Annotated in this window: 9 protein-coding genes and 1 tRNA gene; 2 read left to right on the top strand and 8 right to left on the bottom strand. The window is 69.4% G+C overall.

Features of this window, described 5'->3' with window-relative positions:
• Positions 1 to 117: 117 nt before the first annotated feature.
• A tRNA-Arg gene (locus V6M45_RS08105) sits at positions 118 to 194 on the top strand.
• A gap of 175 nt (positions 195 to 369) precedes the next feature.
• Here V6M45_RS08105 and V6M45_RS08100 read toward each other — a convergent pair.
• The 8 genes from V6M45_RS08100 to V6M45_RS08065 form a co-directional block, all read right to left on the bottom strand.
• Positions 370 to 1059: a response regulator transcription factor gene (locus tag V6M45_RS08100; RefSeq protein ID WP_332655343.1), complete on the bottom strand. Its 690-nt coding sequence runs from the start codon at positions 1057 to 1059 to the stop codon at positions 370 to 372.
• 6 nt (positions 1060 to 1065) lie between these two features.
• Positions 1066 to 3747 (bottom strand): sensor histidine kinase KdpD, encoded by a 2682-nt coding sequence (locus tag V6M45_RS08095; RefSeq protein ID WP_332655341.1) that lies wholly within the window; start codon positions 3745 to 3747, stop codon positions 1066 to 1068.
• 1 nt (position 3748) lies between these two features.
• The gene (kdpC, locus tag V6M45_RS08090) at positions 3749 to 4327 is read right to left on the bottom strand and encodes a potassium-transporting ATPase subunit KdpC (RefSeq protein WP_332655339.1); all 579 of its coding nucleotides are present in this window, start codon (positions 4325 to 4327) and stop codon (positions 3749 to 3751) included.
• Positions 4328 to 4339: 12 nt separating this feature from the next.
• A complete protein-coding gene (locus V6M45_RS08085; RefSeq protein WP_332655337.1) occupies positions 4340 to 5089 on the bottom strand; it encodes a TorF family putative porin in 750 nt (249 codons plus the stop codon).
• 14 nt (positions 5090 to 5103) lie between these two features.
• On the bottom strand, positions 5104 to 7173 hold the full coding sequence (kdpB, locus tag V6M45_RS08080; protein WP_332655336.1) for a potassium-transporting ATPase subunit KdpB: 2070 nt from the start codon (positions 7171 to 7173) through the stop codon (positions 5104 to 5106).
• A 15-nt stretch (positions 7174 to 7188) separates the two neighbouring features.
• Positions 7189 to 8898 (bottom strand): potassium-transporting ATPase subunit KdpA, encoded by a 1710-nt coding sequence (gene kdpA / locus V6M45_RS08075; RefSeq protein WP_332655334.1) that lies wholly within the window; start codon positions 8896 to 8898, stop codon positions 7189 to 7191.
• A 13-nt stretch (positions 8899 to 8911) separates the two neighbouring features.
• Positions 8912 to 8998, bottom strand: a complete 87-nt coding sequence (locus V6M45_RS08070) for a potassium-transporting ATPase subunit F (protein WP_332640023.1) — start codon at positions 8996 to 8998, stop codon at positions 8912 to 8914.
• Between the two features lie 304 nt (positions 8999 to 9302).
• The gene (locus V6M45_RS08065; protein WP_332655332.1) at positions 9303 to 10745 is read right to left on the bottom strand and encodes an aldehyde dehydrogenase family protein; all 1443 of its coding nucleotides are present in this window, start codon (positions 10743 to 10745) and stop codon (positions 9303 to 9305) included.
• A 228-nt stretch (positions 10746 to 10973) separates the two neighbouring features.
• Between V6M45_RS08065 and V6M45_RS08060 the strand changes: the two genes are divergently transcribed.
• Positions 10974 to 14315, top strand: a complete 3342-nt coding sequence (locus tag V6M45_RS08060) for an amidohydrolase family protein (protein ID WP_332655330.1) — start codon at positions 10974 to 10976, stop codon at positions 14313 to 14315.
• Positions 14316 to 14333 lie beyond the last annotated feature (18 nt).

The following is a 14333-nucleotide window of genomic DNA, read 5'->3' as shown; positions in this document are numbered from 1 at the left end:
CGACCTTGGGCATCGCGAAACCCCCTGCCGAAAAATCACCGCAGGAAAGCGCCCGACCCGTCTTGCCCCCCCGTCCCTCGTCCGCTAAAGACCCGCCCTCGCCGTTCGCGGCCAAGCGCGCCCGTAGCTCAGCTGGATAGAGCATCAGACTACGAATCTGAGGGTCGGACGTTCGAATCGTTCCGGGCGCGCCATTTTTCTCTTCTTTTCAGAGCCGGATCGACCGACCTATGGGCGGTGAACTGTAAAAGCGGCTCTCCCGTGATCATTGCCGGTAGCTGACGCACTGATTCATATAGCCTTTGGGTCGCAACAGATATCTGCAGCCCTTCGGCGCGCAGATCATGGCTCCTTCGCCAGCGGCCTCGTTCACATCTGCAGGCGGTAGCCGACAGCCGGTTCGGTCACAATCAATCCTGGTTGGGCGGGATCGGCCTCCAGCTTCTGCCGGAGCTGGCCGATGACGACGCGCAGATACTGGGTGTCGGCGGCATGGGCTGCGCCCCAGACGGCGGTGAGCAGGTCGGCGTGGCTGACCAGTTTGCCGGCGTGGCGCGCGAGGTGGCCGAGCAGGTCATACTCCTTGGGCGTCAGCCGAACGGGTTCGCCGCCCCGCGTCACCAGCCGGCGCTCCAGGTCGATGGTCACATCACCCGCGACGACGGGGCCCCTGTGGGCCGTCGGGTCAGACGTCTGGCGCAGCCCGGCGCGTATCCGGGCCAGCAGTTCGCCGACGCCGAACGGCTTCTCGACATAGTCGTTGGCGCCGAGGTCCAGCGCCTCGATCTTCTCGGCCTCGCGATCCCGGGCGGACAGGATGATGACGGGGCCAGTGTAGAACTCCCGGGCGCGAACCAGCACCTCCTTGCCGTCCATGTCGGGCAGACCGAGGTCGAGCACCACGGCGTCCGGGCTCCACAGGGCGATGCCGCGCAAGCCTTCCTGGCCGCTGTCGGCCCGCTTCGGCTCGTAACCGGCCGCATCGAGCGCCGGCGACAGGAAGCGGTGGATCTGCGATTCATCGTCGATGACGAGGATGCGGGGTCTGACGGCCGACATGGGGCTCTATAGCAGGTCCGGGTGGGTGGGGATGGACTTGGGCAGGCTGATCAGGATGCGGGTGCCGTGGTCGTCGACGATCGGGCTGGCGGCGGCGATCCGACCGTTCATCGCCTCCACGAAACCCTTGGCGATGGCGAGACCGAGGCCCGCGCCCTTGGACCGGTCCGGCTGTTCTTCCATGCGGCGGAATTTGTCGAACACCAGCTCGAGTTCGGCGGTGGGAATGCCCTTGCCTTCGTCCTCAATGCTGATGACCACCGAGCCCCGATCCTCATAGGCCGCCAGTTCGATGGTGGAGCCGTCGGGGCTGAAGGCGATGGCGTTCTCGAGGATGTTGACCAGCGCCTGTTCCAGCAACCCCTGGTCCAGGCTGACCATGCTGAGCTGGGCGGGGAAGTCGCGGGTCAGACGCCGCGAGCCCAGCCGGCGTGAAACCCGCCCGGCAGCCGCATTCAGGACGTCCCGAACATCGGTCCAGTCGGCCTTGATGTTGAGTGCGCCGCCCTCAAGCCGGGTCATGTCCAGCAGGTCGCCGACGTAGCGGCTGAGGCGTTCGGCCTCCTCGCGGATGCTGAGCAGCAGGTCCTTGCGCACCTCGGGCTTCAGCGTCGGGCCGTAGTCGATCAGGGTGGTGGCGGCGCCGAGCACGGTCGAGAGCGGGGTGCGCAGGTCGTGGCTGACCGAGTTCATCAGGGCGCCCCGAAAGCGGTCGGTGCGGCGCAGGGTCTCGGTCTCGACCGCATCGCCGGCCAGTTGCGCGCGTTCCAGCGCCACCGCGCCCTGTTCCAGCAAGGCCAGGGCCAGCCGTTCCTCGTCAGAGCCGGGGGCGAGAGCGTCGGCCTCGATGCCGGCCACGCCCGAGCGGGAGCGCACCCCCTGAAGCGGCCGGAAGGTCCAGCTGGTCTGGGGCAGCGTCCCGGTGCCATGACCGGCGGGTTCGCCCCGTTCCCACGCCCACCGGGCCGCCGCCATGGCCGCCGCTCCCAGCTCTTCCATTTCCGGCGCGCCCGCGACGGGGGTGATGTCGCCGTCCCGGGGCAGGAGGACGATCGTTCGGGCCCCGGCCGCGGCGGCGGTCTGTTCAGCCAGCACCCTCGCGGTTTCGAGACGATCGTCGGCGGCGGACAGCGCCTGGCTGGCGGCGAGCAGGGCCGAGACCGCGGAGGCGCGGCGTTGGGCGTTGCGCGCCTGGTCCCGCACCCGCCCGGCGAGACTCCCCGTTGCAAGGGCCACGGCCCAGAATGCGACGAGCGTGAGGATGTCTGTCGGCGAGCCGATGGCGAAGCTGTATCGCGGCTCCAGAAACAGGAAGTTGTAGACGAGGAAGGCGACCGTCGCCGCCGCCAGCGCCGGGCGCAGGCCGTAGAGGACTCCGGCCGCGAGCACGGCGGACAGATAGATCACCCCCAGATCGACCCGCTCGAAGGTGCGGTCGAGGAACAGGGCCAGGGCCGTGGCGACGGCGATGAATCCGGCGCCGACCGCATAGCCCCGCCAGTGGAGCGACCGGACCGCCGCCGGCGCGTCCCGTTTCGGGCGCTCGACCGGGGCCCCGCCCGGCTCGGTGACGATATGGATCGCCACCCCCCGCGCCGCCCGCAACAGGCCGGCGGCCAGCGACCGGCCCAAAAGGTCGTTGATGCGGCTGTCGCGGCCCTTGCCGATGACGATCTGGGTGACGTTGTTGCGATGGGCGTGGTCCATCACCGCCTTGACCACGTCATCGCCGGTGAGGACGAGCGTGCGTCCGCCCAGTTGCTCGGCAAGCATGAAGGCCTGACTCAGTCGGGCGGCGTTGTCAGGACCGGAGACCGGCCGGTTGGGTCTTTCGACGTGGGCGACGGTCCATGGCGCGTCCATCATCATGTCGGACAACCGCCGCCCGGTTCGCACCAGCGACGCGGCCATCGCATCGCCCCCGACCAGGACCAGAATACGCTCGCCCGCCGCCCACGGTCCCTCAACGCCCCGTTCACGCAGTGTCGCCAGCAGCTGGTCGTCAATGGTCTGGGCCGCGCGCCGCAGGGCCATCTCACGCAGGGCGGTCAGGTTCTCGACCTTGAAGAAGTTTTCCGAGGCGAGGCGCGCGGTCTCCGGCACATAGACCTTGCCCTCGGACAGGCGTTTGCGCAGTTCGTCGGGCGTGATGTCGACGACCTCGATGTCGTCGGCCCGGCTCAGGGTGCTGTCGGGCACGGCCTCGCGCTGGCGCACCCCCGTGATGCGCAGCACCACGTCGGACAGGCTTTCCAGGTGCTGGACGTTCAGCGTCGTCCAGACATCGATGCCCGCGGACAGGATCTCTTCCACGTCCTGCCAGCGCTTGGGGTGGCGCGAGCCGGGGACGTTGGAATGGGCGTATTCGTCGACCAGCAGCAGGCCGGGCTTGCGCGCCAGCGCGGCGTCGATGTCGAACTCCATCAGGGCGCGGCCCTTGTAGTCGATGGGTCGGCGCGGCAGCACATCCATGCCGCGCAGCAGGCTCTCGGTCTCGCGCCGCCCGTGGGTCTCGACGACCCCGACAACAACGTCGCCGCCCTCGGCCTTCCGGCGTCGGGCGGCGCGCAGCATCTCATAGGTCTTGCCGACCCCCGGCGACATGCCGAGGAAGACCTTCAGCCGGCCGCGCTTCGGTCGCTTCGGAGCGACGTTCGAGGGATCGGGCGGGGGCGGCGTCTCCGGCAAGTCAGCTCACGGCGGGGAAGCGGGCGTCGAGCGCCCGGTTGGTCAGCAGCACGTTGACGCGCGGCTGGCCGATGAAGCCCAGAAGGGCGCCCTCGGTGTTCCCGTCGATCACCTGCTGCACCGCGGTCACGTCGACTCCCCTCGCCCGCGCCACGCGCGCCGCCTGCAGGCGAGCGTAGGCCGGGGAGATGTGGGGGTCGAGGCCCGAGGCCGAGGTGGTCACGGCGTCGGCCGGGATGACCGTTGCGCCGGTGTCGGCGCGGATGGCGTCGGCGTCCGTCTTGATGCGCGCGGCGAGGTCGGCGTTGAGCGGACCGAGGTTCGAACCCGACGAGGCCGAGGCGTCATAGCCGTCGCCGGCGGCCGAGGGTCGGGGGTGCAGATAGCGGGCCTCGGCGAACGGCTGGCCGATCAGGGCCGAGCCGACGATACGGCCCTCCGCGTCGCGGATCAGGCTGCCGTTCGCCTGTGACGGGAAGGCGAGCCCGGCGACGCCGGTGATCGCCAACGGATAGACGACGCCGAGCAGGAGGGTGAACAGGGCGATCATGACGATCGCGGGGCGGAGTTGAAGGAGCATGGGCGTCGTCCTCTAGAAGGCCGCCTTCAGCGAGGCCACGGCGCGCCCGCCGTAGATGTCGCCGAAGTCGTGCGCGTCGGTGTCGTGGTAACGGACATCGAGAGTCAGGGTGTCGGTCAGCCGCCGGGCCACGCCGAGATTCCAGGTCGTGTAATCGAAGTCCGAGGACAGGAACTGGCGTCCGACGGCGCCCGAGATCGTCCAATTGTCGACGGGCGAAAAGGCGGCGTTGGCCTCGACGTATGTGGCCTCGTCCTCGGCGGCGGCGAAGAAGTCAGGGGACCAGTAGACGGCGGCGCCGAGAGTGGCCGGGCCGATGGCGCGCGAGGCCGCGACCTTCACTTCCACATAGTCGTAGTCGGCGCCGGCGGGCTGGCCGGTGTAAAAATAGCCGACCGCGCCGAAGTCCCAGACCCAGCCCGCGAACTCGGGGCGGACGCCGGCGTAGAGATCGATCTCGGCGTTGGTGTCGGGATCGCCGGGGAAGGCGACGTTGGAGGCCCAGGCGCCGGCGTAGAAGCTTCCGCTGGTCAGGTCGACGCCGCCCGAAATCGCGGCGTCCTCCCCGGTCTGGCTGACTCCCCGGAAGACGTAGTCGGAACTGGTGGCGACGTTCCAGGCGATTGACGGGCTGGAGGGTTCGGCGGCGGTCTGGGCGTCCGCCTGAGAGGCGATGCCCCAGACAACCAGGGCGACCAGGCAGGCGCTGGCGAACCAGAGGTCGTTGCGGCCGGCGGCCTTGAAACGGGACTTGCGGGTCATGGAGATCTCTCTCGTCACGCGAGGCCGAAGCCGGAGATGACGACGTCAATGAGTTTGATGCCGACGAACGGGGCGACGAGGCCGCCGAGGCCGTAGATCAGTAGGTTGCGGGACAGCAGGGCTCCGGCCCCGATGGCGCGGTATTTCACCCCGCGCAGGGCCAGGGGGATCAGGACGACGATCACCAGGGCGTTGAAAATGACCGCCGACAGGATGGCGCTCTGCGGGCTGTGCAGCCCCATGACGTTGAGCGCGCCGAGCGCAGGCAGGGCGACCACGAACATCGCCGGAATGATGGCGAAATATTTGGCCACATCGTTGGCGATCGAGAAGGTGGTCAGGGCGCCGCGCGTGATCAGCAGCTGTTTGCCGACCTCGACGATCTCGATGACCTTGGTCGGGTCGCTGTCGAGATCGACCATATTGCCGGCCTCACGCGCGGCCTGGGCGCCGGTCTGCATGGCCACCCCGACATCGGCCTGCGCCAGCGCGGGCGCGTCGTTGGCGCCGTCGCCGCACATGGCGACCAGCCGGCCCTTGGACTGCTCCGCCTTGATGAGGCGCATCTTGTCCTCGGGAGTCGCCTCGGCGAGGTAGTCGTCGACCCCGGCTTCCGAGGCGATGGCGGCGGCGGTGACCGGGTTGTCGCCGGTGATCATCACCGTGCGCAGGCCCATGCGGCGCAGGTCGGCGAACCGCTCCTTCATGCCGGGCTTGATCACGTCCTTCAGGTGGATGATGCCGACGAGGACGCCGTTTTCGACCACCGCCAGCGGGGTGCCGCCCGAGCGGGCGATCCGATCCACCGCCTGACGGAGTTCGGCCGGGGCGTCCCTTTCGTCCAGGTTCAGCGAACTGAGCACGGCGTCGACCGCGCCTTTCCTCCAGGACTTGCCTTCCGCGTCCACGCCCGACTGGCGGGTCGTCGCCGAGAAGGGGATGGCCCTGGCCCCGGCGGGCAGGTCGACAGACAGGCCGGCATTGCGGCCCAGTTCGATGATCGAGCGGCCCTCGGGCGTCTCGTCGGCCAGGGACGCCATGACGGCGGCGCGCATGGCGGCCTCGGGCCGGACGCCGGGCACGGCGATCACCTCCGTGGCCATGCGGTTGCCGAAGGTGATGGTGCCGGTCTTGTCGAGCAGCAGGGTGTCGACGTCCCCGGCCGCCTCGACTGCGCGGCCTGATGTGGCCAACACATTGACCTTCAGGAGACGGTCCATGCCGGCGATGCCCACGGCGGACAGCAGGCCTCCGATGGTTGTCGGAATCAGCGTGATGAACAGGGCCCCGAGGACAATGGGGTCCAGCGTGATGCCGGAGTAGGCGCCCAGCCCCAGCAGCGTCACAACCGCGATCAGGAACACCAGCGTCAGGCCGGCCAGCAGCACGGACAGCGCCAGTTCGTTCGGCGTCTTGCGGCGGTTGGCGCCCTCGACCATGGAAATCATGCGATCGAGGAAGGTCGAGCCCGGGGCCGAGGTGATGCGCACCTTGATCCAGTCGGACACCACGGTGGTGCCGCCGGTGACGGCCGACCGGTCGCCGCCGCTTTCGCGGATCACGGGCGCGCTCTCGCCGGTGATGGCGGCCTCGTTGACCGAGGCGATGCCTTCGATGATCTCGCCGTCCGAAGGGATGAGGTCGCCGGCCTCGACCAGCACGATCGAACCGATTTCCAGTTCGTGAGCGGGGGTCGGCACCGTCAGGCCGGTCTGCGGATCGACGATCAGCTTGGCCTTGGTGGTGACGCGCGTCGCTCGCAGGGAGTCCGCCGCCGCCTTGCCCCGCCCTTCAGCGACGCTCTCGGCGACGTTGGCGAACAGCACCGTCGCCCACAGCCACGCCGCCAGCTGGATGGCGAAGCCGGCTGCCTCTCCGGCGGCGACGGCGGCTATGGCCGACACCGTCGCCAACAGGGCCACGATCCAGGTGGTGAAGATCACCGGATTCCGCAGCAGCTTGCGCGGGTCCAGCTTGACGAAGGCGTCGCCGATCGCCCGGCCCAGCATGGGGCCTGACAGGCCGCCGGCCCGGGGCGCGGCCCGGCGGGTTTCGCCCAAGGGCTCGGGGTTTGCGAAGGTCATGTCAGGGGTCCCGGATCAGAGCCCGGCCACCACGCCCAGCACCTGGAAATGCTCGACGAGGGGGCCAAGGGCGAGGGCGGGGAAGAACTGCAACCCGCCCAGGATGAGAATGACGCCGATCAGCAGGCCGATGAACAGCGGCCCGTGGGTCGGCATGGCGCCGGTGCTGGGCGCCAGCTTCGGCTTGACGACGAGGCTGCCGGCGATGGCCAGCACCGCGACGGCGGGCGCGAAGCGGCCCATCAGCATGGCGATACCCAGGGTCGTGTTCCACCACGGCGCGTTCGCGGTCAGGCCGGCGAAGGCCGAGCCGTTGTTCCCGGCCGCCGAAGTGTAGGCGTAGAGCATCTCGGACAGGCCGTGCGGACCGTCATTCAGCAGCCCGGCCAGGGCCGTGGGCAGGACCGCGGCGATCGCGGTGAAACCGAGCACGGCGATAGGCAGGACCAGCACCGCGATCATGGCGAACTGGATCTCCCGCGCCTCGATCTTCTTGCCCAGATACTCCGGCGTGCGCCCGACCATCAGGCCGGCGACGAAGACCGACAGCACGGCCATAACGACCATGACCGCAATGCCCGAGCCGATCCCGCCGGGCAGGATTTCGCCCAGCTGCATCAGGAACATCTGCAGCGCCCCGCCCAGCGGCATGTAGCTGGCGTGCATGGAGTTGACCGAGCCGTTGGAGGCTCCGGTGGTCTGCACCGCCCAGGCGACCGAGGCAGGCACGCCGAACCGAAGCTCCTTGCCCTCCATATTGGTCGAGGCCTCGACCCCCGCCGCGACCAGGGCGGGCGCCGGTTGGGTCTCGATGGCGTACATGGCGGCGGCCGAAAGGCCGAGCAGCAGGAGGGCGGCGATGGCCAATGCCCGCACATCCTTCTTCGCCAGCACGCTGCGGCCGAAGGCGAAGAAGGCGGCCCAGCCGAGCACATTGATCGAGATCGCCGTGATCAGGTTGGTCAGCGGGGTCGGGTTCTCGAACGGATGCGCCGAGTTGACGTTGAAGACGCCGCCGCCGTTGATGCCCAGCTGTTTGATGGCCAGCTGGCTGGCGGTCGGGAACAGGGACAGGGTCTGGGACCCGCCTTCCAGCCCGGTGGCCGTGGCCGAGGCGGCGAGGGTCTGGGTCACGCCAAGGCCGACCAGCACCAGCGCCAGAACGATGGACAGGGGCAGCAGCACCCACAGCGTGGTGCGGGTCATGTCGGCCCAGAAATTGCCGACCCCCTCGCCGCGATTGGCGACGAAGGCCCGCGCCAGGGCGGCGGCCAGGGTCGCCCCGGTCGCGGCCGAGAGGAAGTTCTGCACCGTCAGGCCGGTCATCTGGGTCAGCGTCGACATGGTCGTTTCGCCGCCATACGACTGCCAGTTGGTGTTGGTGACGAAGCTGACGGCGGTGTTGAAGGCCAGATGCGGCGACAGCCCCTCGAACCCCTGCGGGTTCAGGGGCAATCCACCCTGCAGCCGCAGGATGGCGTAGAGCAGGAAGAAGCCCGCCGCGTTGAAGGCCAGCAGGGCGCCGGCATAGCCGAGCCAGCCCTGGCTGTGCGCCGGGTTCACCCCGGCGGCGCGGTAGAACAGGCCTTCGACCGGCTTCATCACCGGGTCGAGCCAGGTCCGCTCGCCGTTCCAGACGCGCGACATGTAGAGGCCGATCGGCCAGCCGATCAGGGCGGCGAGGCCGAGGGTCAGGGCGATTTCCGCCCATCCTTGGAGGTTCATGGCGGCGGCTCCTTCAGAACCGCTCGGGGCGCAACAGCGCCGCGACCATGTAGACGGCGACGACGACCGCGCCGACGCCCCAGAGTATGGCGACCAGCATCGTCACACCCGCTTCAGGACAGCGGCGAGGACGGCGAAGACGACAAATGCCCCGCCGCCGATCGCCAGACAGATCAGATCGGCCATGCCGACGCCTCCAGCTCAGTTTGAGGCTGGATTGGACCATCCGCGAGCGTAAGGGGGCCATGCGAGAGTCGGGCTCCGGCATAAGCCGCCCGTAAAGACGACGGCTTTCCGGGGGTGGCCGGAGCTCTGGAACGGACCACGCCCGCCCCCCCGGCCCGCCTTACACCGCGCGGTCGCGATACAGGAGCCAGGACCGGTTCGCGCGGCCCCGGGCCCGTTCAGCCGGCCGAATAGGACGTCTTGGTCTGGGTGAAGAACTCGACCGCGGCGAAGCCCTGTTCGCGCGGGCCGTAGCTGGACGATTTCGAGCCGCCGAAGGGCACATGGTAGTCGACCCCGGCGGTGGGCAGGTTGACCATGGTCATGCCGGCCTTTGCGCGCCGCTGGAAATCGCGGGCGTGCTTCAGCGAGGTGGTGACGAGGCCGGCGGAGAGGCCGAACTCGACGCCGTTGGCGATCTCCAGCGCCTCTTCGTAATCCTTGACCCGGATGGTCGAGGCGACCGGGCCGAAGACCTCCTCGTTGTTGATCCGGCTGCCGGCGTGGGTGTCGGCGATCAGGGTCGGCTGGACGTACCAGCCGGGCGTTTCGAGTTGCAGCCGCCCGCCGCCGGTGACGACCCGGCCGCCTTCCTGACGCGCGATCTCGATATAGCGGTAAGAAGTCTCGCGCTGGTCCTCGCTGACCGCCGGGCCGATCTGGGTGTTCGGGTCGAGCGCGTCGCCGACGCGCAGGGCGGCGACCTTGTCCGCCAGGGCGGCGACGAAGCGGTCGTGAATGCCGTCCTGGACGATCAGGCGGCTGGAGGCTGTGCAGCGCTGGCCGGTGGCGTAGTAGGAGCCGTCCAGAGCGATCATCACCGCCCGATCCAGATCGGCGTCGTCGAGTACGATCAGCGGGTTCTTGCCGCCCATCTCCAGCTGCACCCGGGCCTGACGCTTCACCGCCCCGGCCGCCACGCCGGCGCCGACGCCCTGCGAGCCGGTGAAGGAGACCCCGGCCACTTCCGGGTGGTCGACGATGGCCTGACCGACGCCGCCGCGTCCGATCACCAGATTCAATACGCCGGCGGGCAGGCCGGCTTCGTGCAGGACGGCGACCAGGGCCTCGGCTGTCGCCGGGGTCGGGCCGGCCGGCTTCATCACCACCGTATTGCCGAACGCCAGGGCCGGAGCGGCCTTCCACGCGGGGATGGCGATGGGGAAGTTCCACGGCGTGATCAGGCCGAAAACTCCGACGGCGTGACGATAGGTCTGGATTTCCACGCCCGGCCGGACGGAGGCGAGGTTCTGGCCGTGCAGGCGCAGCGCCTCGCCGGCGAAATACTTCAGGATGCGGCCGGCCCGAACGGTCTCGCCGATGCCCTCGGCCAGGGTCTTGCCCTCCTCGCGCGACAGCAGGCGGCCCAGCGCCTCGCGCCGTTCCATAAGCAGGGTCCCGGCCCGGTCGAGGATGTCAGAGCGGACCTCGGGCGAGGCTTCGGACCAGGCCGGGAAGGCCGCCTTCGCCGCGGCCACGGCGGCGTCGACCTCGTCCGCGCCGCCGTCAGGGAGGCGGGCCACGAGATCGCGGGTGTCGGAGGGGTTCAGGCTCTCCGAGGGTCGGCCGGACGCGACCTTTTCGCCGTTGATCCAGTGGGACAGGTCGAGGGCAGCGGTCATGGCGGGTCCTGTGGGGTGGCGGCGCGTGGGTCCGTGGCGGACACGGAGCGGATAGATAGGCCGTGTCGCGCCCGGGGTCAGCCCCGTCGCCGCCCGGGACGCGCCGCGGGGGCGAAAGTCAGTCTCCCCGGCTGGACTTGCGGCCCGTGAAAATGCTCTCTGCCTTTCAAGGGACGCGGCAGCCGTGAGGCGGTGCAAGACGTCCATCCAATTTCGGGGACGACGAACATGAAGCGCGAACTCCTGGCCACGGCCGCCCTGCTGACGCTCGCCGGCCCGGTCATGGCCCAGACGCCGGAGCCCGTCTCGCCGATCGCCGCCCCCCCCGTCCCGGCTCCGGTCGAGGCGCAGGCCCAGGCCGATCCCCAGGCCGCGCCCGCCGCAGCCGCTTCGGACGAGGCGCCCAAATGGGACGTCCCGGCCCCGCCCGGACCGTCGCGCGACATCCCGATCGACGTGACCCGCGGCACCTGGATGTCGCTCGACGTCAGCCCGGACGGCCGGACCATCGTCTTCGACATGCTGGGCGACATCTATGTGATGCCGGCGTCGGGCGGCGAGGCGCGGGCGATCGCCTCGGGCGTGGCCTGGGACATGCAGCCGAAATGGTCGCCCGACGGCCGCCACATCGCCTTCACCTCGGACCGCGCCGGCGGCGACAACATCTGGATCATGGAGGCCGACGGCTCGAACCCGACCCAGGTGTCCAAAGAGACCTTCCGCCTGCTGAACCAGCCGGAGTGGACCCCCGACGGCCAGTTCATCGTCGCGCGCAAGCATTTCACCTCGGCCCGCTCGCTGGGGGCCGGCGAGCTGTGGATGTATCACCGCACCGGCGGCGGCGGCGTGCAGATGACCGAGCGGCGCACGCCCCAGAAGGACACCGGCGAACCGGCCTTCTCGCCGGACGGCCGCTATCTGTATTTCAGCGACGACGCGACGCCGGGGAACACCTTCGAATACTCGAAGGACGTCAATGGCCAGATCTACATCATCCGCCGGCTCGACCGCGAGACCGGTGAGATCGATCCCTACATCACCGGCCCGGGCGGCTCGATCCGCCCGACTCCCTCGCCCGACGGCAAGTCGATCGCCTTCATCCGCCGTGTCCGCTACCAGTCGGTCCTGTATGTGATGGACATCGAATCCGGGCGCGAAACGCCGATCTTCTCGGGCCTCGACCGCGACCTGCAGGAAACCTGGGCCATCCACGGCGTCTATCCGGCCATCAGCTGGACGCCTGACAATCGCTCGATCGTGTTCTGGGCCGACGGGCGCATCCAGCGCGTCGACGTGGCCTCGCAGACCGTCACGGACATCCCCTTCCATGTCGCCGACACCCGCCGGGTGCAGGACGCCGTCCGCCATCAGGTCGAGGTCGCTCCCGACAGCTTCGACGTGAAGATGGTCCGCTGGGCCCGCCCCTCGCCGGACGGCACGAAGGTGGTGTTCGAGGCGCTCGGCAATCTGTGGATTCGCGACCTGCCGACCGGGACGGCGCGTCGCCTGACCCGGCAGACCGACCATTTCGAGCTCTATCCCAACTGGTCGCGCGACGGCCGCTCGATCGTCTACACGACCTGGGACGACCAGGCGCTGGGCTCGGTCCGGGTGGTCCCCGCTTCGGGCGGCGCCGGCCGCGTCGTGACCGAAAATCCGGGCCATTACATCGAGCCGACCTTCTCGCCGGACGGCCGCACCATCGTCTATCGCAAGGTCAGCGACGGCTTCCTGACCACCGCCCTTTGGAGCCGCGAGCCCGGCGTCTACAGCATTCCCGCCGCGGGCGGCGAAGCGGTCCTGATCACCGACGAGGGTGAACATCCCCAGTTCGGCGCCGACGGCGACCGCCTGTTCCTGACCGGACGCGACGGCGACAAGCGCACCCTGATCTCGGTCGACCTGGACGGATCCGACGAGCGGACCCACCTGACGTCCGAGTGGGCCGCGGAATTCGCGGTCTCGCCCGACGGAAACTGGATCGGCTGGACCGAGCGCTTCAACGCCTACGTCGCGCCCTTCGTGGCGGCGGGCCGGCCAATCAACGTCGGCCCCGACGGCAAGTCCTTGCCGCAGGCACGGGTCACCCGCGACTCCGGCGAGTGGCTGAGCTGGTCGGGCGATTCCCGCAGCCTGCACTGGTCGCAGGGCCCGGAGCTGTTCACCCGCGAGCTGAACCGGTCCTTCGCCTTCGTCGAAGGCGCGCCGGACGAGCTGCCCAAGCCGGACGAGCACGGCGTCAATCTCGGCTTCAGCGTCGAGACGGACCGTCCGCAGGGCCGCATGGCCCTCGTCGGAGCCCGGGTGATCACCATGAACGGCGCCGAGGTGATCGAGAACGGAATCATCGTCGTCGACGGCAACCGCATCGAGGCGATCGGTTCGGCCGCCAGCTTGACGATCCCGGCGGGCATCCCGACCCTCGACATGACCGGCAAGACCATCATGCCCGGCCTAGTCGACACCCACTGGCACGGCTCCATGGGGTCGGACGAGATCATCCCCGAGCAGAGCTGGGTCGACTACGCCTCGCTGGCCTTCGGGGTGACGACGATCCACAACCCCTCCGCCGACACCAGCGAGATTTTCGCCCACAGCGAGATGGCCCGCGCCGGCCGCGTGGTGGCCCCGCGCGTCTTCTCGACCGGGACCATCCTGTACGGGGCGACCACCGCCTCCACGGCCCAGATCGACGACCTCGACGACGCCCTGTCGACCCTGCGGCGCATGCAGGCGGCGGGCGCCTGGAGCGTCAAGAGCTACAACCAGCCGCGCCGCGACCAGCGCCAGCAGGTCATCGAGGCGGCGCGCCAGCTGAACATGATGGTCGTCCCCGAGGGCGGCTCGCTGTTCCAGCACAATATGTCGATGATCGTCGACGGCCACACCACCATCGAGCACGCCATCCCGCTGGCCCGCCTCTATGACGACGTGCACCAGCTGTGGCGCCAGACGAACGTCGCCTACAACCCCACCATCGTCGTCGCCTATGGCGGCAGCTATGGCGAGAACTACTGGTACCAGGAGAGCGAGGTCTGGAACGATCCGATCCTGACGCAGTATGTGCCGCGCCGCATCCTCGACGCCCGCGCCCGGCGTCCGGTCACCGCCCCGGACAATGAGTGGAACCACATTTCGGTGGCCCGCGAGGCGACCCGGCTGGCCGCCGAAGGCGTCAACGTCCAGATCGGCGCCCACGGACAGCGCGAGGGCCTGGCGGCGCACTGGGAAGTCTGGAGCCTGACCCAAGGCGGGATGGAGCCGCTGGAGGCGATCCGCGCGGGCACGCTGAACGGCGCCAGGGCCCTGGGCATGGACAGGGACATCGGCTCGCTGGAGGCCGGCAAGTTGGCCGACATGGTGGTCCTGAACGAGAACCCGCTGGACAACATCCGCAACACCACTTCGATCGCCTACACCGTCCTCAACGGCCGGGTGTACGACTCGGGCATGAACGAGATCGCGCCGCGTCAGCGGCCGCGGGCGCCGTTCTGGTTCGCCGAAACCGGCGGCGAGGGCTGGGCCGCGGGCGCCGCCGAGACAGCGGGCCACGGGCACGACAGTCACTGAGCCGGATGGGGGGCTGTC

The sequence above is a fragment of the Brevundimonas sp. genome (genome assembly GCF_036676055.1).
Classification (GTDB): domain Bacteria; phylum Pseudomonadota; class Alphaproteobacteria; order Caulobacterales; family Caulobacteraceae; genus Brevundimonas.
Note: the sequence above shows the minus strand (reverse complement) of the source record. Positions and strands in the feature narration are given on the sequence as shown.

Excerpts from the sequence above, each read along its gene's own strand:
- V6M45_RS08100 (WP_332655343.1), bottom strand. The coding sequence starts at position 1,059 with ATGTCGGCCGTCAGACCCCGCATCCTCGTCATCGACGATGAATCGCAG.
- kdpC (WP_332655339.1), bottom strand. The coding sequence starts at position 4,327 with ATGCTCCTTCAACTCCGCCCCGCGATCGTCATGATCGCCCTGTTCACC.
- V6M45_RS08085 (WP_332655337.1), bottom strand. The coding sequence starts at position 5,089 with ATGACCCGCAAGTCCCGTTTCAAGGCCGCCGGCCGCAACGACCTCTGG.
- kdpB (WP_332655336.1), bottom strand. The coding sequence starts at position 7,173 with ATGACCTTCGCAAACCCCGAGCCCTTGGGCGAAACCCGCCGGGCCGCG.
- kdpA (WP_332655334.1), bottom strand. The coding sequence starts at position 8,898 with ATGAACCTCCAAGGATGGGCGGAAATCGCCCTGACCCTCGGCCTCGCC.
- V6M45_RS08070 (WP_332640023.1), bottom strand. The coding sequence starts at position 8,998 with ATGCTGGTCGCCATACTCTGGGGCGTCGGCGCGGTCGTCGTCGCCGTC.
- V6M45_RS08065 (WP_332655332.1), bottom strand. The coding sequence starts at position 10,745 with ATGACCGCTGCCCTCGACCTGTCCCACTGGATCAACGGCGAAAAGGTC.
- V6M45_RS08060 (WP_332655330.1), top strand. The coding sequence starts at position 10,974 with ATGAAGCGCGAACTCCTGGCCACGGCCGCCCTGCTGACGCTCGCCGGC.